Here is a 23616-nt window from a genome sequence, read left to right as displayed (position 1 = left end):
ATGCTCTTAAATAAAAGAATATCCATACTTGACTTTATCAAAACCATTAAGGTTGATATTGTACTTATCTCCTCCTATGCGGTCGTGGTAGGTATTTTCGATCAATACGGATTTCTTGACAAAATTTCGGTTCCTATTGGCGTCACTGCTGTTTTTGGTACTGCGGTAGCCTTACTGTTGGGTTTCCGAACCAATCAAGCCTATGAGCGGTGGTGGGAAGCCCGTATTATATGGGGTGCTATTGTAAACGATTCCAGGACACTGGTTCGGCAGTGTGTTTCATTTTTTAAAAGAGGCAACGATAGCTATGAAGCCCTGGTTGCGGAAATGGCCAATCGTCAGATCATTTGGTGCTATGCGCTTGGGGAATCACTAAGAAAACTACCTTTTTCCCACAGGGTCATTAAATATAAAGAATCCAATAAGACCGAAGCTTTTAATATTCCAAATGCTTTATTGTCAGAACATTCTGAAACCTTACTGAAGGCAAAGAAAAAAAAGATGGTTAATGATTTTCAGCAGGTGCAAATCGATAGCACCATCGCCAGGTTATGTGATTCTATGGGCAAGTGCGAACGCATAAAAAACACGGTCTTCCCCAAAGCACACAGCCTGTTGATCCATTTGATCATTTATGTGTTTGCTACCATGCTACCGTTTGGCTTATCAGATGAATACCTGGCAGTAGAAATAGGCCTGACTATTGGTATACCGATCATTTTTATTGCCATCGAAAAAAACTCCATTCTCATGCAGGATCCTTTTGAGAACCAGCCTTTGGACACGCCCATGACAGACCTGGCGGAAACGATAGAAATAAACATCAAGCAAATGATTGGAGAAACGGATGTTCCTGAAAAGAAAAAACCGACAGACTATTATGTTTTATAACACAAAATATTAACAATGGATTTTCAAACTGAAATAACGCTCATACCCAGACTACTTGTTGCCCTGGTACTTGGTGTTTTGATAGGACTCGACAGGGAAATTGACGGGCATGCCGCAGGAATCAGAACGTATGCTGCCGTTTGCCTGGGTGCGGCTTTAGTCACAATTATCAACTCCCACATTGAAGTTGCAGATCAGACCCGAATTGTTGCCAATATTGTTTCAGGCATTGGCTTCCTGGGGGCGGGTATTATTTTCAGAGATGGATCCAAAAATTTCATTTCAGGTTTGACAACCGCAGCTACTATTTGGGTCACTGCTGCTGTAGGAATTGCTATTGGATATGGCATGTACCTTATCGTGAGTGTCACATCCGCTTTGCTTATTCTATTATTGATTTCACAGCATTTCCCTTTTTTAAAAAAGAAAAATATTAGAAAATGAAAAAACTACAAATAAAAATACCGCTCCTCCTGCCAGAAGTCCCCGATGAGAAGGACCAATGTGTGGCAAAACTCATCGAGCGTCTTAAAAACAAAGAGGGATTGGAAAAAGTGCATATAGCAGACGAAACAGACAATGGCGTACCCCAGCTATGCTTTCACTACGACCCTGAGTTGATCTCTATAGACCGCATTCAGTCGCTGGCCGAGCAAACCGGGGCAGAAATCACACGAAAATTTGGACATAAACTCATAGAAGTAGATGGTATTCGTCATACACGCCATGCTCGTAACATTGAGCGTGGTCTCCGAGGTATAGCGGGTATTATGGAAGCCTCTGTATCGGCATCAGGCATGGTGCGGGTAGAGTATGATACCGCCAAAACAGATGAAGCCGAAATCCTGAAAGCCCTGAGAAAAGACGGGCTTGATATGCCCGATACGCAGGTGAGTGCTGAACGTTTTCTTGAGCAGGTAAAAGAAACTGAAAAAGGCGAAGATCAAAAGGAAGGTAATAAGGAACATGTCCATGAGGAAGGTGAAGATCATGATCATTCGCATGGCGGTATTTTCGGTAAAAATACAGAGTTGATCTTTTCCATTATCTGCGGAGCATTATTAGGTATTGGCTTTGGGCTTACTTATATCGAAGCTGTGCCTTCCTGGGTAAGTCTTTCACTTTATATCGGAGCTTATTTCTTTGGCGGCTATTTTACAGCCAAAGAAGCCATTCAAACAGTGGCCAAAGGAGGCTTTGAAATTGATTTCCTGATGCTCGTGGCTGCCATTGGAGCGGCTATTCTTGGCGAATGGGCGGAAGGCGCCTTATTGTTATTCCTGTTCAGCATGGGCCATGCACTGGAACACTACGCCATGAACAAAGCCCGTAAATCCATTGCTGCTTTGGCAGAACTCGCTCCTAAAACGGCATTGCTCAAGAGAAATGGTAAGACCGAAGAAGTCGGTATTGAGGAATTGAGCATTGGTGACATCATTGTGGTGAAGCCCAACAGTAAGATTTCTGCTGATGGGGTGGTAATTAGTGGACAAAGTAGCGTGAATCAGGCGCCTATCACCGGGGAAAGTGTGCCGGTAGATAAAGAACCGGTGGATAATCCCGATAAAGACTGGTCACAGGAAGATGATATCAAAGATGAGAACCGTGCATTTTCGGGTACCATAAATGGCAACAATACGCTGGAAATCAAAGTGATTAAAGTAGCAAAGGACTCTACGCTCTCCCGCCTGGTGAAACTGGTGAATGAAGCCCAGACCCAGAAATCACCTACACAGCGCCTTACTGATAAATTTGAGAAATATTTTGTGCCTTCTGTATTGGTACTGGTCGTGTTGCTCAATTTTGCTTTTCTGGTCATTGATGAAAGTTTTAGCGAAAGCTTCTACCGTGCAATGGCTGTATTGGTGGCTGCCAGCCCTTGCGCTTTGGCCATTGCGACCCCTAGTGCAGTGCTAAGTGGAGTAGCCCGGGCAGCCAAAAGCGGGGTGCTTATCAAGGGCGGCCGTCCGTTGGAAGATTTGGGTGTACTCACCGCCCTGGCTTTTGATAAAACCGGAACATTAACAGAAGGAAAGCCTAAGCTCACTGAAGTAGTTGCTGTAGGTGATGTAAAAGAGGACGAACTGTTGAAAATAGCAGTAGCTGTAGAAAGCCTGAGCGACCACCCCCTGGCAAAAGCCGTGGTACGGGATGGGAAAGAGCGATTGGATGGTGCTGATGTGCCTGATGCGAAAGACCTGGAAGCGGTGCTTGGTAAGGGGATTAAGGCTACCTTGGGTGATGACAAAGTATACATCGGCAATCTGGACCTGTTTGAATCCCTGGATGACAATAAGCCAGAGAAGGAAACGGAAGAAAAGGTTAAGTCACTGGAATCAGATGGAAATACCACAATGCTGATCCGTCAGAATGACCACTACATTGGTATCATTGCCCTGATGGATACGCCCAGAAAGGAAGCTAAAAATACCCTGGAGCAGCTCAAAAAGATTGGTATCAAGCGTATGATCATGCTTACGGGTGATAACCAGAAAGTAGCCGATGCAGTGGCCAAAGAGATCGGTCTCACGGATGCCTGGGGCAGCTTGCTGCCGGAAGAAAAGGTAGAAGCGATTAAAAAGCTCAAAAAAAATGAATCCAAAGTGGCGATGGTGGGTGATGGCGTAAATGACGCACCGGCCATGGCCAATAGTACTGTGGGGATTGCCATGGGGGCAGCAGGCAGTGATGTGGCCCTGGAAACAGCCGATATTGCCCTGATGGCCGATAAGCTGGAAACACTGCCTTTTGCCATCGCACTGAGCAGAAATGCTAAGAGTATCATCAAACAAAACCTGTGGATAAGTCTGGGAATTGTAGGTATTTTAATTCCACTGACAATTTCTGGTATTGCAACTATAGGTCCTGCCGTACTCATCCATGAAGGTTCTACTTTGGTAGTAGTATTTAATGCATTGAGGTTGTTGGCTTATAAAAAGTAGAATCGGTGAAAATTGAAGACATAGTCAACTGCTTTCATTAGCTGGACAGGGTTCTTCACCTTGTAACAATAGTTACGGACTTTGCTGAGCAAAATTCATATAATGAAAACAATGATAACAAAAAATATGACACACATGACATATTATCACGAAAAAACATTGGAAAATATAAGCTTCGAAGAAGCGATTCAAAAAGTAACAGAGACTCTGAAAGAGGAAGGGTTCGGTATCCTTACTGAAATTGATGTAAAAGAAACTCTGAAGAAAAAGCTGGATGAAGATTTTCGTCCTTACAAGATTCTCGGTGCATGTAATCCGCCCTTCGCACACAAGGCATTATTAGCCGAAGATAAAATTGGGGCAATGCTGCCCTGCAATGTAATCGTCCAACAAAGCGATGATAGCGTAGAAATAGCAGCAGTGGATCCGGTAGCATCTATGCAGGCCGTAGAGAATAAAGATCTGGAAGGCATTGCTGAAGAAATTCAGTCAAAGTTAAAAGCAGTTATTGAAAGTCTATAACAGTTTGCATTTAGGATATTCATCAAAACCCAAAAGTTTAACTACATATTTTGAAAAAATCCACCTTCCACATCAGCAAAATGGACTGCCCCTCAGAGGAGCAGATAATCCGCATGAAATTAGAACCTTTTAATGGTGTGAAGTATTTAGATTTTGATATACCTAATCGTAAATTAAAAGTCTATCATACCGAAAAAGTAGATGAAATCCATCAGGCTATAACAGCATTGAACTTTAACGAGAGGCTGGAAAAAACGGAGGAGAATGTTGATTTACCATCTACTATTGATGATACTCAACAGCGAAAAATACTTTGGTGTGTGTTGGGCATCAATTTCGGTTTCTTTGTTGTAGAAATGACTACCGGTTGGATTTCCCGCTCTATGGGTTTAGTGGCTGATTCTCTGGATATGCTGGCAGACTCCATAGTCTACGGCCTGAGCTTATTTGCTGTTGGAGCAGCAATGGCTCGCAAAAAAAAGGTAGCCAAAATCAGTGGTTATTTTCAGATGGGATTGGCACTATTAGGCTTTTCAGAAGTCTTACGGAGGTTTTTTAGCCAAAGTGAAACACCACTTTTTCAGTGGATGATCATCATATCGGTACTGGCCCTCATTGGCAACTTGGTTTCGCTCTGGCTGATCAACAAAGCCAAAAGTGAGGAGGCCCATATGCAGGCCAGTGCCATATTCACTTCCAATGACATTGTAGTAAATGGAGGAGTGATCCTAGCCGGGGTATTGGTTTATTTGCTGGAAAGCAAATGGCCTGATTTGGCTATTGGAGGGATTGTTTTTGCTTTTGTGATGAGAGGGGCTGTAAGGATATTGAAGTTAGCTAGGACATGATGAATTCTGGCCATATATTATCTAGGAACGAGAGAGATGAAAATAAGAAGTAAATCAATGTTTAATTTAAATCTAAGTAAAATGATGAATCAAATGAGAAAAGCAGTAATGATGAGTATCGCCCTGGTTTTTGGGGTGATAATGCTACAATCTTGTGGAGAAAACAAAGAGACTGATTTAGTAGAATCAGGAACCTATACCGGTGTTGCTGAAGAAGTCGAACCGGAAGAAAAAGAAATATATGTCAGGACTCCCGATGACAAACTACTTGAATTGTATTTTACTGATCAGACCAAGCTATCAAAAAATGGAAATGAAGTTTCCTTTGATATGCTTTCTGAAGGCACCAAAGTAGAGGTGGAATTAGAAAAGAAAGGTAAAAGATTGGATCCAATTCATGTTGAAATTCTTAGTGAGTAATGGGTGATATTCCATCAATATGGCGGACAGAAACCTGGCATCCTCTGTCCGTTCATTTTCCTATTGCCTTTCTTCTTTTAGCAACGCTTGTCTGCCTGGTTATTTACTTTGCCAGCGGTGAACAGCGAAAATTCCTGCAATACTGCCGAGCAGGCTTATTGATGATAGGAACCGTTACTATTTGGATAGCTATTTACACAGGGTCATTGGCTTACAATGTGGTAGTTCGTAAAATATGCGATCCACAAATGCTTGGCGAGCACCAATGGTATGCTTATGCCTCAGCAATTACATACAGTACGGCCATGTTTACAGAATGGGTACTGTATTTAAAAATCATCTCCAAAAATAAATTATTGGTTCATGCAATAACCATTTTGTTGATTATAGGAGCCTTTGGCTTAGGCTATGCAGGTCATCTGGGTGCATCAGTGGTATATCAGCAAGGGGCGGGAGTATATCAACCGACAGAAGATTGTGTTGAATTTAATGAATAATAATGAAGGAAAATAAAAGAAATCCCAATGCTATCTCTGAAAAAGGGTTGAAAACCACCCTGACAGGTATTGTTGTGAGTGCACTATTGGCTATTGTAAAGGCTCTGGGAGGAATTTTTGGCCACTCTTATGCACTTATAGCTGACGCAATAGAATCAGGGACAGACGTGGTAACTTCCGGTATGCTTTGGTTAGGCTTGAGATGGTCAACCAAGCCAGCGGATGAAAACCATCCGTATGGGCACGGTAAGGCGGAAGCTTTGGTGGCACTTGGAATTTCACTGGCACTTGTGGGGGCAGCCTTTATCATTATAAAAGACAGTATTGCCCATATTCAAAGTCCACATAAAACTCCGGCACCATATACGCTAATTATTTTAGTAGTAGTGGTGGTTACTAAGGAATTGCTATATCGCTTTGTGTTGAAAACTGGCGAAGAAATACAAAGTGGAGCAGTAAAAGCAGATGCCTTTCATCATCGAAGTGATGCCATTACTTCTGTAGCGGCATTCATAGGAATATCCATTGCTTTATGGGGTGGTGAAGGATATGAGGTAGCTGATGATTACGCGGCACTTATCGCAGCAGCTTTTATCATTTACAATGCCTACGGGATTGGCCGCCCTGCCATTGGTGAATTATTAGATGAAGAGCTGGAACCTGAATTTCATAAGGAGGTAACCCATCTTGCCGAGCAAATACCAGAGGTTGAAAAAGTGGAGCAATGCCATTCCAGAAAAATGGGGCCTGCGTTCCACGTTGACCTTCATATTTGGGTAGATGGCAAGCTGTCAGTAGATGAAGGACACCAGGTAGCACACAAGGTAAAAGAAAGCCTGGTTGAAAACATTCCCCAAATAATTGATGTCCATATTCATGTAGAACCTACTAAAAAATTAAAAAGCTATGCTACAAATACTGGAATTGACAAGAGATAATATTATCTGTACAAAAGCAGATGGAAATCTTACCGAACTGGATATGGAAAAGATCCATCCATTGATTCATAATATATTAAAAACAGGAAAAAAAGTACGGTGGTATTTTGAAATGGAAAACTTCACCGGTTGGAGTATAGAGGGTTTATGGGCAGATGCGAAAATGGATTTGTCTCATGCTAAAGATTATGAAAAGATAGCCATGGTAGGCGAAAAGAAATGGCAGGATTGGATTACCCAATTTATGAAACCGTTTACCAATGCGGAAATCCGTTACTTTGACAGGAATGAAAAAGAGTCAGCAAGGCAATGGATCGGTCAATAAAAAATAATCAGTCAACAATAGCATATATCCAGCAAACAGCCCGAAGGTTTCTAAATAGAGAAACTTCAGGTGGTTTACTTTTAATTGCAGCTACTATTTTAGCCCTGATTTTAGGTAATTCTCAATGGGCGGATGCTTACCATCACTACCTTAAAGATGAATTTCTCTTTGAGCTATCTGAGCATTTTACTTTTGGTCTGACCATCGAGGAATGGATCAATGACGGGCTAATGGCCATATTCTTTCTGGTGGCCGGTTTGGAGCTTAAGCGGGAAATAATGGTAGGTGAATTGTCATCCTTTAAGAAAGCTTCTATGCCGCTCCTGGCAGCGCTCGGTGGAATGGCAATGCCTGCCATAATATTTACAATGCTTAATTCAGGGACAGTAAATATCAATGGCTGGGGAATTCCGATGGCAACAGATATTGCGTATTCTTTGGGTATAATCGGGTTATTGGGTAGAAGAGTGCCAGCCCAGCTTAAAATCTTTTTGGTGGCTCTGGCCATAGCAGATGATCTGGGGGCCATACTCGTGATTGCGCTGTTTTATAGCAACCAACTGAGTTGGTTATACCTGGGAACCGGGGCAGGGATTTTTATCCTTTTAATGCTGTTCAATCGATTGGGCATAAAAAACTTGTTCTGGTACCTTTTGGGAGGCGTAGGGCTTTGGTATTGCTTCCTGAATTCAGGCGTTCACCCTACCATAGCCGGAGTGCTTTTTGCCATTACCATTCCTGTAAAACCTAAATTAGACAGTAAATTATTGAAAGATCGCACCGCCAGAAATGTAGAAAGACTGGAAGAAACGGATATTGAAACCCGTGACCCGTTGCAGGATGTTCGCCAGGGGAAAATACTCAAAGACATCAAAAAGGATACTGAAAACGCAAAGCCTCCATTACTGAAACTGGAAAATGCACTGATTGATTTTAATGCCTTTTTCATTATTCCTATTTTCGCCATTGCCAATGCAGGCGTGAAACTGGATGTTAGCTTTTTGGAGGTCGTATCAGGTTCTCTTGGCCTGGGTATATTATTGGGTCTGGCAGTAGGGAAAGTACTGGGGATCAGTCTCTTTGCCTTTATCGGAGAAAAGTTGGGTATAGCAGAATTGCATATCTCTTTAAGATGGGGGCACATTATTGGCATGGGCATGATAGCCGGAATAGGTTTTACCATGTCGCTGTTCATCACCAACCTGGCATTTAGCGATCCTGAATTGGTCAAAGTGTCCAAAATCAGTATTTTAATAGCTTCCCTGATTGGTGCTTTAGGAGGCATCATCACTTTACTATTTACCAAACCTAAAAATGAAAACCTATGATACATTTAAGAATATTTCTGCCGGTGTTTTTCCTCCTTTACTTTTTACTTACATTTTTAATGTACGCTTCCAAAAAGAAGAAAAAGCCACCTAAACTTAAAACTGTTACCTTATTGAACAACCTGATATGGTTATTGGTAATAGTGCTAATGACAGTTTTCTCGTTATACCCGGAGGTTTACCATCAATACATTGTGCCATTTGAGGCATTGAAAAGTCATTGGTTGAGCTGGGCAGCTATTGGACTCATGTCGCTAGCCTTCCTGATCGTTATCTCAGCAAAAAATCAACAAAGATTGAATAGAGGAAGTGAAACAAAAGGCTGGTTGCTACTCTCAACTGGCATTTATTCTAAATCCAGAAATCCGGTTCATCTGGGGCAACTAATCACACTGATTGGCTTTTTTCTTTGCATTCCCAGTATCTATTCAGGTGTTCTGCTAATACTTGGTTTCTTGATTGTATTTGTCCGTGTTGGACTGGAAGAAAAGGTGCTGGAGAGTGTTTTTGGTGATGATTATTTTGCTTATGAGAAGCGGGTAAGAAGATGGATTTAACACCACAATGCCTAAAGGCCTCAAGTCTTTTTTTAAGCAGGAGCTCGTTCTGTATAAAGAAAAACTCGCCAGGGGTCACCTTCGGGAAGCCTGGCGACATCTGGAGCGGGCGCACGTCCTTGGTCAGCCCTATCCATACCAGCACTCGGAAGCGCATTGGCTCATGCTCCGGTTTGGCTTCATGATCAAGGATTGGACAGAAATCCGGGGGCAGATACTCAGGCTTTTTGTGGGAGGGGTAAAGTCTTTTGTGGGAAAGGTACCTGTAGGCAATACCGGAGGAGCCAATGTTCCTCCCCTTTTGCCCATGGAAATACCTGAAGACCTGAAGGTAATAATAGATCGATTCAAAAAATAATTTGACACCATACAATGACCACTTTACTCACCGGGACCATCATGCTCAGCCTCCTCCACGGGCTGATTCCCAGCCACTGACTGCCGGTGCTGGCACTGAAAGAAAAGTTTGGCTGGCAAGGTAGCAAGACGGTTCGCATTGCGGCTATGGTAGCTTTGGCTCATTCATTGAGTACCTTTTTGCTCGGAGTGTTTCTGGGCTTATTCAGCCTGTCACTGGCAGAAACGCTGAACAGTTACACCGTTGGGTCATTCCTGCTTTGCTCATTGCCATTGGGTTTTATTTCATCATCCAACACCACAGGCACCATCATTTTCACTTCAATGAAAAGCAGAAGCTGAACCAGACCGGAGCAACACAAGTAGTGACCTTGCTGGTATTTATGATGTTTCTTTCGCCCTGCCTGGAAATTGAAGCCTACTTTCTGATGGCAGGGACTCAGGGATGGCCGATGATCCTGACAGTGGGCTTGCTCTACACCATCGTTTCCGTGTTGGGGATCACCTTTTGGGTGTACCTCGCACAGAAAGGCCTGCACCGTTTCAACTGGCACAGGTTGGAGCATAGTACCGGGCTGGTTTCAGGGTGCATCCTCATTATCACAGGCATCATTTCCTTTTTCACACATTAAAACAGATAAGCGTATGACTAATACAAACAATACAGACAACAAAGCCTGCTGCAGCACCGGCCAGCATCCGGACAAACCAAAAAAGCAGGATGAAAAAGCCTCCTCCACTTTCCTTCAAACCTGGGGAAGTGGTATCGCAAGCCTTGTCATGCTGCTTGCAGGAATAGCCGCTGACTAATGGGGACAGCCAGCATTTTTCCAGGGATGGATCCGCGTATGCGGGTATGTGCTGGCCTATTTGCCTGTGGGTTGGCCGGTATTGGTCAAAGGCTGGAAGTCCATCCTGAAAGGTGATGTGTTCACTGAATTTTTCCTAGTGGGCATAGCCACCCTGGGGGCTTTTGCCATAGGTGAATATCCCGAGGGGGTGGCGGTGATGCTTTTCTATGCCATCGGGGAATTGTTTCAGGATGCAGCAGTGAACAGAGCCAAACGCAACATCAAAGCCCTGCTGGACATCCGCCCCGATTCGGTCTCTGTACAGCGAAACGGGCAAATGGTGATCGTACACCCGGAAGAAGTCCAAACCGGGGAAACCATACAAGTAAAACCCGGAGAAAAAGTACCCCTCGATGGGGAAATGCTGAGGGAAAAGAGCAGCTTCAATACCTCCGCTTTGACGGGTGAAAGCAAACCTGCTACGTACAACAAAGGAGAAAATGTGCTGGCTGGGATGGTGAACCTCGACAGGCTGATTGAACTGAAAGTAACCAGGCGGTTCAACGAAAGTTCACTTGCCCGTATCCTGGAGCTGGTGCAGAACGCTACCGCACGCAAGTCAAAAACCGAGCAGTTCATCCGCAAATTCGCACGGGTTTACACGCCCATTGTTACCTTTCTGGCGGTGGGATTGACCTTCCTGCCTTACTTTTTTATAGAAAACTATGTGTTTGAAGACTGGCTTTACCGGGTATTGATCTTTTTGGTGATCTCATGTCCTTGTGCGTTGGTCATCTCAATACCGCTCGGCTATTTCGGAGGAATAGGCGCAGCTTCCCGTAAAGGGATACTGTTCAAAGGCTCCAACTTTCTTGACCTCATGACCAGAGTAAACACCGTAGTGATGGACAAAACAGGCACGTTGACCAGAGGGGTGTTTGAAGTTCAGAAAGCCGTGACCATGGACGGTATTACTACAGATTGGCTAAGTCTGGCGGCAGCTATGGAAAGTAAATCCACACATCCCATCGCAAAAGCCGTTACAGAATATACTAAAAAGCAGGGAGGGAAAATTTCAGAACCCGAGCAACAGGAAGAAATAGCCGGGCACGGTCTGAAAGGAAAAGTAAATAGTAAGCATTTGCTCATCGGCAATCAAAAACTGATGGACAAGGAAGGGATTGTTACCTGTGCTGATGCTGCCAGAGAGGTCAATACTGTCATCCATGTAGCAGTGGACCAAAAATATGCCGGTTATCTGGTGATTGCAGATGAACTCAAAGCCGATGCTGCCCAGGCAATTAATGCATTACACAAATCAGGAGTTCGGGAACTGATCATGCTGTCAGGAGATAAGGATGCTGTGACCCAACAAGTGGCAAAATCACTCGGAATAGATAAAGCCTTTGGCGATCTGCTGCCAGAGCAAAAGGTGGAAAAAGTAGAAGAACTGAAAAAGGATACCAGCCGTGTCATCGCATTTGTGGGGGACGGTATCAACGATGCTCCCGTCCTTGCTCTGGCAGATGTAGGCATGGCAATGGGTGGTTTGGGCAGTGATGCCGCCATTGAGACAGCCGATGTGGTCATTCAGACCGACCAGCCCTCTAAAATTGCTACTGCTATTCAAATAGGTAAACAGACCAAGCGTATCGTATGGCAAAATATCAGCCTGGCATTTGGGGTGAAGGTTATTGTGCTGGCACTGGGAGCCGGAGGCCTGGCTACCATGTGGGAAGCCGTCTTTGCTGATGTGGGAGTGGCCTTTCTCGCGATTTTGAATGCGATAAGAATCCAGAAAATGAAGTTTTAAACCAAACTGTAGTGTGTTTAATTATAGCTGAATGTAATTAGAGAGGTTTTAAAGGACTAAATAGTGCCTGTAAGAAAACAAGAAAATAGCCTTTAGGACAATCCCAGGGCTGGTTTTGTTGTGGATTTTATTTTGAATCTAAAGGGGGGAATTATGTCAAAAGGTCAAAAAGGCTTATTTTGGGCCATATAAAGCGATTCAGGTTTTCAGGTTCGGACCAAAATAATTCTTTGTCAACAAATATGCGCCCACGATTCGAAGCCCAGCTCAGCCTGGGATGTACCCCGATAGAAGAAGTGAAGATCCCCACCAAGACACGCAGCCACCTGGCCGCGTTGATGGCGGCCCTGCAGTACATTTATATCACATGTATATGCAGTACTTTCTGGGCTACAGTTCCTACAGCCCGGAACCTCCTTTTGACCCCTCCCTTTTTGTGGAGATCCGCAAACGGATGGGAGATGAACTGATCGCCGAGATGAATGCCAGGGTACTGGCCTACAGCTCACCGGTACCGGTCCGGGACATGAATGGCGACGGGGCTGACGATGACGGGGACGGCCCCCATAAGGGGGAACTGCTGATTGATGCCACGGCCTGTCTGCAGGACATTGCCTACCCCATCGATCTGAACCTGCTCAATGATGCCCGCCTGAAGAGCGAGTCGATCATTGATCTGCTCCACAAAAAGCTTCCGGAGGGCAAGAAGCCGCGAACCTATCGTAAGAAGGCCCGTAAGGACTACCTTAAAGTGGCCCAAAACCGGAACCCGGGCCGTAAAACGATCCGAAAGGGCATCAAGTCCCAGCTCCAATACCTCAGGCGTAACCTGAAAACCATAGAAGGCCAACTGGACAGGTTCAAAATATTTCCCCTGCCCCATAAATGGCAGCGGTATTATTGGATCATCCAGACACTGTACCTCCAGCAGAAGGAGATGTTCGATAACCGGTCGAGGAGTGTGGAGGACCGGATCGTGAGTATCCACCAGCCCCATGTCCGCCCGATAGTCCGGGGCAAGGCCCGGAACAAAACCGAGTTTGGGGCGAAGATCCACCTTTTGCTGGTAGACGGATATGCCTTTTTGGACACCATTTCCTGGGACGCCTACCATGAAGGCTGCCACCTGGCCGATTATGTGGAGAACTACCGGAAGCGCTTTGGCTTTTATCCTGCCAAGGTTTTGGCCGATAAACTGTACTGCAGCCGGGAAAACCGGAAATGGCTTAAATCCAAGGGGATCAAGCTGTCGGCCAAGCTCCTGGGCCGGCCCTCGGCCCGGGCAGTGGAAGACCACGTAAGGCCGGGGGAAAGGAATCCGATAGAGGGCAAGTTCGGGCAGGCCAAGAACGGTTATGGGATGGACCGGATCAGGGCAAGGCTCAGGAATACCAGCCAATCATGGATTGCCTCTATCATCTTGGTGCTCAACCTGGTCAGATTGGCCGGGCGGGCACTGTTGTGCCGGAGTTTTTCAGCATGGAATGCCCTGGGAATGACCATTATAGACCGGGAAAATAGCTTCTTGGACGACCTGGTTGATAAAAACCGGCCTGAGCGGAATTTCAGGCCGGTTCTTATACCCTGTTCATGCTGAGTTTTTCAGCAGGCCCTACTTATACTACCAGGGACTGGATTGGAAGAGCGAGTCGGGAAGTCCGCTATGGGACTGAGTGATGACCGCCAACAAGTGGGTGTGGAACCTGGATAACTGAGCTTGGGATTTTGAGATTTCAACATTTTAATAGGTTAAACGGAGGACAGTTTGCCCCAATCCGGGGCCGCGATCCTGCGGCCAGCAAGATGTAGTTTTGTATACAAAACCATCTTTTCAGCCTCCAAAGTCGGGGGAAAGATGCTCGGGACTCGCAGCCTTTTGATGGGGAAAAATCATTTGGTGAATACCTTAAGAAAATCCTATTATGCGGGGCGTGAATAGTGGATAACTTTCCGGAAGTTACCCACAATTAACACCCTTAATAGCAGTGCCTTGTTTTATTTTTTACCGTAGTACATGCTTTTTAGTCCTCCCTTATCTGTCCATGCTATAAAACAGGCCAAAGGTTGTGCCTGATTTCTAAATCCATAGGTTCCTCCATATTAATTTTAACCCCACTGGTGTCCCACTGGTGAATTTTTTTTCATGGGCTTTTTCAATTTGGTCACTCACCAAAATAAAAAAGGCATGAACGATGTTCAACTATCCTTCGGCTTTGGGCAGATCAACCCGCCCACCCTCGATGAAGTCAAAACCTTCTTTACGGCAAAGGCAGTGCCCGTGGCAGAAGCCGAAGTATTCTACTATTACTATCAGTCCCTGGATTGGCATTCGGAAAGTGGCATGCCCATCCATAACTGGAAAGAGGCCGCAGAGGATTGGCTCTACAACCTTGAAAACTGAACGGCCATGTCCAACCAAAAAAAAGCAACCCTCAAACAGGTGGAGTCCCGGATATCCATGGACCGGTACAAGAAATTACTGGAGCTGCTTTCCCGGTCACAGAATGCCACGATGAGCTCCTTGATCCGTGACATCCTTTCCGGTAAGGAAATCGTCTGCAGGGCCCATGACGAGACCTTTGACCTGCTCTTGGACAGGATGCATGCCGTCCAAATGGAGATCCACGCCATCGGTGTCAATATCAACCAGGTGACCCGGCATTTCAATTCGCTCAACGATCCGTTGCGAAAGAAAGCGCTGGTCAAAAAACTGGAAGCCCAATTGACGAAGACAGGCAGTAAAGTGGACATTCTGGAAAAAATGATCAAACAACATTTTCCAAGATGGTAGCCAGGATCAGCTTGGGAAGGAATATACTTGGGCTGCTCCACTATAACGAGGAAAAGGTCCGGCAGGGCAAGGCCAAAGTCCTGTCCGCTGCCGGTTTCGGAGCTGGGGGAACAGGTGCTCCCATCAAGGAAAAACACCGCCGTTTCAAGTACTTTACCGATAGGAACAAAAGGGCCAAACTGAACGCCTTCCATGTCTCCCTGAACTTTTCCCCTAAAGATAAACTGGACGATGACCAGATGCGCTATATTGCCCAAAGCTATATGGAGCAGGTCGGCTTTGGCGGACAGCCCTGCCTGGTCTACCGCCATGACGATGCGGCACATCCCCATGTCCATATCGTTTCCACCAATATCACCCGGGAAGGTAAAAGGATCGAGACCCACAATCTGGGAAAGGACAAGTCGGAAAAGGCCAGAAAGCAGCTGGAGAAGGAACTCGGACTGGTCAAGGCCGAAAGGCAACAAGGACAACGGCTTCCGATGGAGCCCCTTGCACCGATTGAGTACGGCAAAAAAGAAACCAAGGCAGCCATGTCAAATGTCATCACCGAAGTGATGCGCAGCTATGCCTATACTTCCCTGGGGGAATTCAGTGCTGTCCTCGGACAGTTCAACGTGGGACTGATCCAAGGGGAAGAAGGAAGCAGTATGAAGGAAAACAACGGGCTTGCCTACGCGGTCTTGGACAGCAAAGGAAGAAGGCTCGGTGTGCCCATCAAGGCCAGTGCCCTTTATGCCCGTCCCACAATGGAACGGCTGCAGAAAAGGATGGAGCGTAACCAGCGTACAAAGCTGAAAGGAATGGCGGCCATGAGAGTGGGCGTTGAAAATGCCCTGCAACATTCAGCTGGAAAGGGCATGGAGCACTTCCAACAGGAACTTACGAAAAAGGGGCTTGCCGCACAGTTCCATTACAGCAGCGCAGGGGAGGTGTTCGGGCTGACCATTATTGACCATGTCAACAGGACCGTCTGCAAAGCCTCGGAACTTTCGCGGATCTGGAGCGGAAAAAAGACCGCGCAGCACCTGGGAGAAAAGGTCCTGGACCTAGAAATGCAAGTACGGCCAGTTCCCAGTAAAGCCACTGCACAGGAAAGTATCCCCAGACAGGGGGAAAACGAAAAGCGACGACAGGGCGCCGTTTGGAAATCAGAAAAGAGCCCCGTCCTGTCCGGAATCCTTTCCGTAGTACAGGCAATGGTAAGGCCGGAATCCCAGGAAATGGCAATGCCCCTTGACCAAAAGAAAAAGAAGAAAAAGAGACGTAAACTATCCTGATCATGGCGACAGGGGAAAATCTCCAGGCATTGCGCCAGATATTAGACCTGACCCGAAAGCTCAGCATCCTCATTTTGCTGGTACATGCCTACCTTGAACTTCCCCAGCTGTTTGGTAGCTGGGGCTTGGTGCTGCCCTTATCGGATAACTTTTTGCAGGACCTGGCCAAACTGCCCTTTCTCGGAGTGGGCACATATGCGAAATACCTGTCCCTTGGCCTGCTTTTGGTAAGCCTCTTGGGGGCAAAGGGCAAAAAGGATGTCCGCATAAGCTGGATAGCAGCCTCCGTGACCATGATGGTTGGCGGTCTGCTTTTTATGGCTTCTGCGCACATCAGCCTGATTTTGGAGCGCCCCCTGGCTGCCGAATATACTTATGCCGTGACAATGCTTGTGGGATACCTGTTGGTCCTGTACGGAGGGGGGAGGCTGTCACGTTACCTTAGGGACAGGGGAAGCAGTGAGGTGTTCAACCACGAAAACGAAACCTTTCCCCAGGAGGAAAGAAAACTGGTCAATGAATATTCCATTAACCTTCCTGCACAATACCAGTTAAAACGGAAAATCAAGAATAGCTGGATCAATATCATCAACCCCTTCCGTGCCCTTTTGGTCCTGGGGACGCCCGGTTCTGGGAAGAGCTACTTTGTTATCCGTCATGTGATCACCCAGCATATTGCCAAGGGCTTTTCCATGTTCGTCTATGACTTCAAGTACGACGACCTTTCCCGCATTGCCTATAATGCCCTGTTGCGCAATAAGTCGGCTTATGCGGTTTCCCCTAAGTTTTATACCATCAACTTCGATGACCTGTCACGGAGCCATCGTTGCAATCCACTGGAACCGTCCACCATGCTGGACATTACCGATGCCAGCGAATCCTCCCGGACCATCATGATGGGCCTCAACCGCGAATGGATCAAAAAGCAGGGGGACTTTTTTGTGGAGTCGCCCATCAACTTCCTCACTGCGGTAATCTGGTTCCTGAAGCGGTACAAACAAGGGAAATACTGTACCCTTCCCCATGTCATCGAAATGATGCAGACCGATTATGATAAACTGTTTTCGGTGCTGCGATGCGAACCGGAAATCGAAGTGCTGATCAACCCATTTGTATCGGCCTTCATGCAAGGTGCCACCGACCAGCTTGAAGGACAGATTGCCAGTGCCAAGATCACCATGGCCAGGCTGTCCTCTCCACAGCTCTACTATGTGCTATCGGAAAGCGAATTTACCTTGGATGTCAACAACCCCCAAAAGCCAAAGATCATCTGCATGGGCAACAATCCACAAAAACAGCAGGTCTATGGGGCAGTGCTGTCACTCTATATTTCCAGGATCACCAAGCTGGTCAACCAAAAGGGAAAGCTCAAGTCCAGCCTTATCTTTGATGAATTTCCCACGATCTATTTCAATGGTATCGACAACCTGATCGCTACGGCAAGGAGCAATAAAGTGGCCACCTGCCTGGGCGTGCAGGATTATAGCCAGCTCAAAAAGGACTATGGCAGGGAGCAAGCAGAGGTCGTCATGAACACCGTGGGCAATATCCTCTCCGGACAGGTGCTGGGCGATACGGCCAAACAGCTGTCCGACCGTTTTGGGAAGATTAGGCAGCCGAGGCAAAGCCGCTCGGTCAATTCCAACGATACCTCCATCAGCCATTCGGTACAACTGGACCTGGCAGTGCCCCAGTCCACCATTGCATCCCTGTCTTCAGGGGAGTTTGTGGGACTGGTGGCCGATACACCGGATCAGCCCATGAAGCTGAAGGGCTTTCATGCAAGGATCATCAATGACCATGAAGGGCTTAAAAGGGAAGAGGAGGGGTACCTTGAGATTCCTGCCTGTAGAAAGCTGGATGATGGCGAAGTGCTCGACAATTATAAAAGGATCAAGGCAGAGGTCAATGAGCTTGTCGAGTCCGAACTCGAACGGATGATGGACAGTCCGGGACTGGCCAGGTATATAATCCAAAAAAGGTAGCTATTTTGTTTTATGCCCGTATTTAGTAGTGGGACTGGCATCGAAAGGACTCAATTCGACCATTTTTTTATAGGTCTCTTCCAATCCCTTGATGATCTTGTCTCTGGTATTGTCCATTTGATCAATTTTTTGATCCTGGTGAGCATCAGTTTTCCCGCCTGTATACAAGTTTTTTCCGGCCGGAAAGGTGATAGGCATTTGGCAATTTAGTCTACATTGACATATTTCTTACAATCCAGTATTTCATGAAGGAAGGTATAAGAAGGAGTGGTTTTCCCAGCTCCATTACATCCCGCTCGCTATGACATATAACTTTTTCATGCAATGTAAATATAAGCGATGAAGGATTAAAGAAACCTATTTTTTATTCCTTATTCAGTTATCCCGCAAAGTTAGGCAGCCAGTTTCCATACAGGACAAGGAACTTCGGCATAAAGCCTTTGCCGTTCCTCCGCTTGTTTATTCCGATCCTCCTTGCCTTTAATGTCCCCTGCAGCCTGGGGGTGCTTCATAATTGAATCTTTCAACTTAAAAACGATAACGTTATGAAGCGACAAAGCAAAAAATCCCGTACAGATGTTTACCAGATCGTCAACGAAAGGATCATGGCCAGCCTTGAAAAGGGCATTGTCCCATGGAAGCAGCCTTGGTCAGTGATGGGACTTCCCAAAAACTTCCATTCCGGAAAGGTCTACAAGGGCATCAACCTGTGGCTGTTGCTCAGCTGTGGCCATGCCTATCCGTATTACCTCACCTTCAAACAGGCCGAAGGTTATGGCGCAAAAATCAGGAAAGGGGCCAAATCGGTCCCGGTGGTCTATTGGAACTTTGTCTACCGCCATAAGGGGACTGGGGAAAAGCTGACGGAGGCCGAAGCACGGAAACTGCCCAAGGGGACAGTTGACAGAAAGGCCTTTCTGAAATATTACAATGTGTTCAATATCGGGGATATCGATGGGGCCAAATGGGTCATGCCCGAAACCGTTAAGAAAACACCTTTCCAAACCATCGCGGCCTGTGAGAAGCTGCTGCAGAATGCCCCCGACCTTCCAGCGATCAGGCACGGGGAAGCGCAGGCCTATTACCATCCCAGAAAGGACTATATCAACATGCCCAAAAAGGAGCTGTTCCACAGTGAAAAACACTATTACCAGTGCCTGTACCACGAGGTCATCCACGGAACCGGACATCCAAAAAGGCTTGACCGTAAGGAGCTTTGGGATACCTCCTGTAAGGGGAAGGGCTGCTACGCACGCGAAGAACTGACCGCCGAGATGGGCGCAAGCTACCTGGGCAACCTGTGCGGGATATGGGAGGAAGACCAACAGGAGAATTCCTCGGTCTATATCAAGCATTGGCTGGGACAGCTTAAAAACGACAAACGGCTATTGGTGGAAGCTGCCGGAAAGGCACAGAAAGCCGTGGATTACCTGACCGGGAATTTGACCTGAGGAAAAAGGGGGATGCCCCTTTTTTGGTCATGTCTATTGTGTTTTTGTGTCTCAAGCTGTTGATAGCCATTATGTTATTTTCTTGGTGTGAAGTTTGTTCAAAATATTATTCAAGACTTGATTGGAATTGGAGTAATGCCTTAATTCAGCCATAATACTATCTCCTTTCTGCATATTAGCGGAAGCAATGGCCAGCTCACCTTTACCATTGCTCACCATGTTCCTTATTGCTTCTGGTGAAATCTCCAGATGAAACTGGAGACCAATTATCTTTTCACCGTACAAAAAAGCCTGATTTTTACAGGCCGATGATTCAAACAATCTTGTTGCTCCCCGTGGAATTTCAAATGTTTCGCTATGCCAGTGAAATACGGTAAAGGTATCACACAAGGACCCAACAAGTGGGTTCCCTATAGCTTCCTTGGATTTTTGGACAGGAAACCAACCGATCTCTTTCACTGGGTTTTGGTATACCCTTGCCCCCAGGGAAGATGCAATCAATTGGGCTCCCAGGCATATCCCAATCACCGTTTTGTCCATATCGATTGCTTTCCTGATATAGGATTTTTCTTTTATTAACCAGGGATAGTCCTTCTCATCATTAACACCCATGGGGCCTCCCATTATGATAAGCCAATCAAAAGAGTCGATAGTAGGGAGTTTTTCGTTTTTGTAAAAGCGCGTAGCTGTTAATATATGTTGATGTTCTCCAATCCAATTTTTGATTAGGCCCAAACCTTCAAAGTGGACATGTTGAAGATAATGAATTCGTAATTGTTTCATGGGGTAATATGGTCTACATCCTTGTACAATATACATTGACCTCGGTGGTAAAACCCCGCCAAAAACAGCGGGGCTGAATTGTTAAACCATAGCAGTAGGTTTTATGTCCTTTCCACATTCACCCAACAATGAAGCTAGCTCGTTGATTTCCATTTGGGATAGTTGTTTTAGGGGAGACCTCAACTGACCACCTTCTTCACCAAGTAAGTTCAACCCCTCTTTTATACTCCTGGGCAATCCTTTCTCAACGATAAACCTTAGCAGCTTTACCTGTTTGTAAAAAGTTCCTTGTGCCCGGACCAGATCGTTGTCCCGGATTGCTGCGTACAAACCGAGATTTAATTCAGGAATCAAATTGGGTGCAGCTGTACACCAGCCTTTTGCCCCTGCTGCAAATGCCGCCAGCGCCAAGGGGTTGGCTCCGTTAAAGAAAGCCACCTCTTCTCCAATTTCTTTCCTCAAATAGTGCATTCGCTGGACATCTCCAGTACTTTCCTTGATCATCGTTACATTTGGAATTTCCAAAAGGCGCCTGAGTAAATTTGGAGACATATCAATCCCAGCTGTGGCAGGATTGTTATAGGCCATGATCGGGATGGTTATTTTACTTGCCACAGCATCATAGTGGCTGAATATCTCCTCATCGGTCAGTTTCCAATAGCTCATTGGTATGACCATAACCGCAGTAGCTCCCGCCGATTCTGCAAACTTGGCATGATAAATAGTACGTTCAGTGGTAAGGCTGGAAACACCCACGAGAATCGGGACACGTTTATTGACCTGTTTGATGGTTGCTTCGGTAACTGCCTCTTTTTCCTCATCGGATAGATAGGGCAGTACCCCGGTACTCCCCAAAGGTGCTATACCATGAGTCCCGCTGGTTACAAGTCTTTCCACTTGCTTTTTGAATACTGTAATGTCCACTCTTTCCTTCTCATCAAAGGGGGTGATTGGATAGGCAATGATGCCATTGAAGGGTACATTCATTGTAGTAAATTTATGGGTTTAAATATATGGGCAGCCCCTTGGAACAGGGGCTGTTAAATTATAGGTCGCGTCCCTCTTCTTCCCTAAGGGCCACACCCAGGTTTTGTAGTTGCGGGGCATTTTCACATGCAATGTATCTGGCCCTTCCTTTTCCGCTTAAATTGCCATGGCTGTGCCAAGCCCAACATGGAATATATACTGCGTCGCCTGCTTTCCATTCTACCCTTTCTCCCTCGATCTCGGTCCAGCCGCTGCCTTCTATCACAAAAAGGATTGTTTCATAGGTGTGACGGTGCCTGTTGGTCACCTGCCCGGGAAGCAGTCCGCCCAGTGTCATGCTGACATTTTTGGTGGGCAGGTCTACAAAGAAAACAGGGTGTTTTCGTTCGGTTGAAAACTGATCATGCTCACCTGAGTGTTCCACATCCCTGTGAATGAGTTTTCCCACCTTTTCGTAATTGGGCCGGGCAAATGTCCGGTGAAAATCTTTTGATGAGTACTTTTTCTCCGTTGTTTCCATTGGATTGTTTTTTTTGGTGTTATGCGAAATTGCATTACAAATAAACCTTATATTTGGACTATCGTACTAGTACAGATTTCATAAAACCAGATAGTCCAGATGCTCCGTCCATGGAAACTACAGATAGAACCCAACTTTGACTGTGACAAAGCCGTGTACCTTCAAATTGCGGATGCCATTATTGTGGACATTCGGGAAGGAAAACTGAAACCCGGAGATGCTTTGCCTGGCAGTCGACTATTGGCGGGATCACTGAAAGTCAACAGGAATACCATTGTACAGGCACTCGATGTTTTGTTGGCCGAAGGGTGGTTAACGTCCAAAGCGCGCAAGGGGACTTTTGTTTCGGATTCACTACAGGAAACCACCAAAGCAAAAAATTCCGTGAGGAACAACCCAATTCAGGATCCAGTCCAAAAGACCAAACCTACGATTGTTTTCGACGATGGTTTCCCGGACAGTAAACTGGCACCGATAGAGGCATTATCCAGGGCTTACCGTCAGATATTCAACCGAACTGCACGGTGGAAGATGATGGGATATGCAAATCCCCTCGGGGATTTGCGGTTCAGGGAAGCACTGGTGCAGATGTTGAATTTCAACAGGGGAATGCACCTTTCTACTGAACAGCTTTGCGTAACGAGGGGCAGTCAAATGGGGATGTATTTGGCTGCTCAGGTGCTGCTAAGGCCCAAAGATGCGGTCATTGTTGAGAATCCAGGATATAAACCGGCATGGAGGGCTTTTGAAGCTAGTGGGGCAACTATCGTTCCGGTTGAGGTGGATGCCGAAGGCATAAATGTAGAGCAGGTAATGTCCATTGCAATGAAACGACCAATCAAGGCCATTTATGTTACGCCACACCATCAATACCCTACTACCGTTTCCCTATCATTACCAAGAAGGTTAAGGATTATTGAGCTCTGTAATACCTTTGGAATTACGCTGATAGAAGACGATTACGATCATGAGTTCCATTACCAGCAAAGACCATTGCTCCCCTTGAGCAGTTACAAAGAGCTCGATAGCTTCCTGTATGTTGGAAGCCTGAGTAAAGTAGTAGCGCCTGCATTAAGGGTTGGTTATCTTGCTGGCAGTCAGGAAATGATAAAAAAAATTGGTCAACTAAGAAGTATTATTGATGTCCAGGGGGATGTTATTATGGAGCTGGCTGTCCTTGAATTAATTACATCAGGTGAAATAAAAAGGCACCTCAGAAAGGCGACCAACCATTACAGGATGAAACGGGACATGCTGCATCAAATCCTTACCAAATATCTTGAAGGTAAGGCAGGTTTTGTGAAGCCAGATGGTGGTTTATCCTATTGGGTCAGCTTTAATGAAGATGTGGACTTGTTTGGGTTGTTCGAAAGCCTTATGCACAAAGGCATTCAGGTCATTACCCCTGATAAATTCAGCTATGGACAGCCAATTAACGGGTTGCGACTTGGCTTTGGTTCATTGAATGAAGAGCAGTTGGAAATTGGTGTCAAAGCTATTGCCACGGAGCTGAGGGAAAAATGAAATTTTAATACTAGGATTAGCTGTATTATATAAAGATAAAAAAAACGTATTTAATGGATTGCATGA

At 45.9% G+C, this 23616-nt stretch carries 25 protein-coding genes; 22 read left to right on the top strand and 3 right to left on the bottom strand.

What is annotated here, in order from left to right; genetic code table 11:
- From DN752_RS04550 to DN752_RS04450, 21 genes are all read left to right on the top strand, one after another.
- Entirely contained in the window at positions 1-891 is an 891-nt protein-coding gene (locus DN752_RS04550; protein WP_112782874.1) for a bestrophin family protein, read from the top strand.
- A 15-nt stretch (positions 892-906) separates the two neighbouring features.
- On the top strand, positions 907-1335 hold the full coding sequence (locus tag DN752_RS04545; RefSeq protein WP_015268171.1) for an MgtC/SapB family protein: 429 nt from the start codon (positions 907-909) through the stop codon (positions 1333-1335).
- Positions 1332-3833 (top strand): heavy metal translocating P-type ATPase, encoded by a 2502-nt coding sequence (locus DN752_RS04540; RefSeq protein WP_015268170.1) that lies wholly within the window; start codon positions 1332-1334, stop codon positions 3831-3833. Before DN752_RS04545 ends, DN752_RS04540 begins: the two co-directional genes overlap by 4 nt.
- Before the next feature lie 135 nt (positions 3834-3968).
- Positions 3969-4355 carry a DUF302 domain-containing protein gene (locus DN752_RS04535; RefSeq protein ID WP_015268169.1) on the top strand — a complete coding sequence of 129 codons (387 nt, stop codon included), beginning with the start codon at positions 3969-3971 and terminating at the stop codon, positions 4353-4355.
- A gap of 50 nt (positions 4356-4405) precedes the next feature.
- Positions 4406-5203 (top strand): cation transporter, encoded by a 798-nt coding sequence (locus tag DN752_RS04530; protein WP_187328725.1) that lies wholly within the window; start codon positions 4406-4408, stop codon positions 5201-5203.
- 93 nt (positions 5204-5296) lie between these two features.
- On the top strand, positions 5297-5623 hold the full coding sequence (locus DN752_RS04525; protein ID WP_052331506.1) for a hypothetical protein: 327 nt from the start codon (positions 5297-5299) through the stop codon (positions 5621-5623).
- Positions 5623-6120, top strand: a complete 498-nt coding sequence (locus tag DN752_RS04520; RefSeq protein WP_041739125.1) for a DUF2231 domain-containing protein — start codon at positions 5623-5625, stop codon at positions 6118-6120. The genes DN752_RS04525 and DN752_RS04520 overlap by 1 nt, the downstream gene beginning before the upstream one ends.
- Before the next feature lie 2 nt (positions 6121-6122).
- On the top strand, positions 6123-7058 hold the full coding sequence (locus DN752_RS04515; protein ID WP_015268165.1) for a cation diffusion facilitator family transporter: 936 nt from the start codon (positions 6123-6125) through the stop codon (positions 7056-7058).
- On the top strand, positions 7027-7383 hold the full coding sequence (locus DN752_RS04510; RefSeq protein ID WP_015268164.1) for a SpoIIAA family protein: 357 nt from the start codon (positions 7027-7029) through the stop codon (positions 7381-7383). Before DN752_RS04515 ends, DN752_RS04510 begins: the two co-directional genes overlap by 32 nt.
- Positions 7368-8711, top strand: a complete 1344-nt coding sequence (gene nhaA, locus DN752_RS04505; protein WP_015268163.1) for a Na+/H+ antiporter NhaA — start codon at positions 7368-7370, stop codon at positions 8709-8711. The genes DN752_RS04510 and nhaA overlap by 16 nt, the downstream gene beginning before the upstream one ends.
- Positions 8708-9268, top strand: a complete 561-nt coding sequence (locus tag DN752_RS04500) for a methyltransferase family protein (RefSeq protein WP_112782872.1) — start codon at positions 8708-8710, stop codon at positions 9266-9268. Before nhaA ends, DN752_RS04500 begins: the two co-directional genes overlap by 4 nt.
- Positions 9269-9275: 7 nt before the next feature.
- Positions 9276-9626: a DUF3703 domain-containing protein gene (locus DN752_RS04495; RefSeq protein ID WP_015268161.1), complete on the top strand. Its 351-nt coding sequence runs from the start codon at positions 9276-9278 to the stop codon at positions 9624-9626.
- Between the two features lie 259 nt (positions 9627-9885).
- Positions 9886-10257 (top strand): hypothetical protein, encoded by a 372-nt coding sequence (locus tag DN752_RS04490; protein ID WP_052331481.1) that lies wholly within the window; start codon positions 9886-9888, stop codon positions 10255-10257.
- A gap of 13 nt (positions 10258-10270) precedes the next feature.
- Entirely contained in the window at positions 10271-10435 is a 165-nt protein-coding gene (locus DN752_RS25295) for a hypothetical protein (RefSeq protein ID WP_373289272.1), read from the top strand.
- A 66-nt stretch (positions 10436-10501) separates the two neighbouring features.
- Positions 10502-12229, top strand: a complete 1728-nt coding sequence (locus tag DN752_RS04485) for a heavy metal translocating P-type ATPase (protein ID WP_373289273.1) — start codon at positions 10502-10504, stop codon at positions 12227-12229.
- Positions 12230-12602: 373 nt separating this feature from the next.
- Complete coding sequence (locus DN752_RS04480; protein ID WP_222840300.1) at positions 12603-13826, top strand: transposase; 1224 nt, start codon at positions 12603-12605, stop codon at positions 13824-13826.
- A gap of 588 nt (positions 13827-14414) precedes the next feature.
- Positions 14415-14630 carry a hypothetical protein gene (locus DN752_RS04475; protein ID WP_112786416.1) on the top strand — a complete coding sequence of 72 codons (216 nt, stop codon included), beginning with the start codon at positions 14415-14417 and terminating at the stop codon, positions 14628-14630.
- A gap of 6 nt (positions 14631-14636) precedes the next feature.
- Positions 14637-15020 carry a plasmid mobilization protein gene (locus DN752_RS04470; RefSeq protein WP_112782871.1) on the top strand — a complete coding sequence of 128 codons (384 nt, stop codon included), beginning with the start codon at positions 14637-14639 and terminating at the stop codon, positions 15018-15020.
- Positions 15014-16300, top strand: coding sequence for a relaxase/mobilization nuclease domain-containing protein (locus DN752_RS04465; protein WP_112782870.1), 1287 nt, complete (start codon positions 15014-15016; stop codon positions 16298-16300). Before DN752_RS04470 ends, DN752_RS04465 begins: the two co-directional genes overlap by 7 nt.
- Positions 16301-16302: 2 nt before the next feature.
- Positions 16303-18285: a conjugal transfer protein MobC gene (mobC, locus tag DN752_RS04460; RefSeq protein ID WP_112782869.1), complete on the top strand. Its 1983-nt coding sequence runs from the start codon at positions 16303-16305 to the stop codon at positions 18283-18285.
- Positions 18286-18830: 545 nt separating this feature from the next.
- Positions 18831-19736 (top strand): ArdC family protein, encoded by a 906-nt coding sequence (locus tag DN752_RS04450; protein ID WP_112782868.1) that lies wholly within the window; start codon positions 18831-18833, stop codon positions 19734-19736.
- Between the two features lie 69 nt (positions 19737-19805).
- On the opposite strand, the gene DN752_RS04445 is transcribed toward DN752_RS04450, so the two are convergent.
- The 3 genes from DN752_RS04445 to DN752_RS04435 all read right to left on the bottom strand — a co-directional run bounded on the left by DN752_RS04445 (position 19806) and on the right by DN752_RS04435 (position 22026).
- Positions 19806-20519, bottom strand: coding sequence for a type 1 glutamine amidotransferase (locus tag DN752_RS04445; RefSeq protein WP_112786415.1), 714 nt, complete (start codon positions 20517-20519; stop codon positions 19806-19808).
- 81 nt (positions 20520-20600) lie between these two features.
- On the bottom strand, positions 20601-21506 hold the full coding sequence (locus tag DN752_RS04440; RefSeq protein ID WP_112782867.1) for a dihydrodipicolinate synthase family protein: 906 nt from the start codon (positions 21504-21506) through the stop codon (positions 20601-20603).
- Between the two features lie 58 nt (positions 21507-21564).
- Entirely contained in the window at positions 21565-22026 is a 462-nt protein-coding gene (locus tag DN752_RS04435) for a cupin domain-containing protein (protein WP_112782866.1), read from the bottom strand.
- A gap of 99 nt (positions 22027-22125) precedes the next feature.
- Between DN752_RS04435 and pdxR the strand changes: the two genes are divergently transcribed.
- Entirely contained in the window at positions 22126-23550 is a 1425-nt protein-coding gene (gene pdxR / locus DN752_RS04430) for a MocR-like pyridoxine biosynthesis transcription factor PdxR (RefSeq protein ID WP_112782865.1), read from the top strand.
- The last annotated feature ends 66 nt before the right edge of the window (positions 23551-23616 follow it).

Origin of the sequence: Echinicola strongylocentroti, from assembly GCF_003260975.1 — a bacterium.
Lineage (GTDB): Bacteria > Bacteroidota > Bacteroidia > Cytophagales > Cyclobacteriaceae > Echinicola > Echinicola strongylocentroti.
This window is presented reverse-complemented; position numbering and strand designations above follow the sequence as displayed.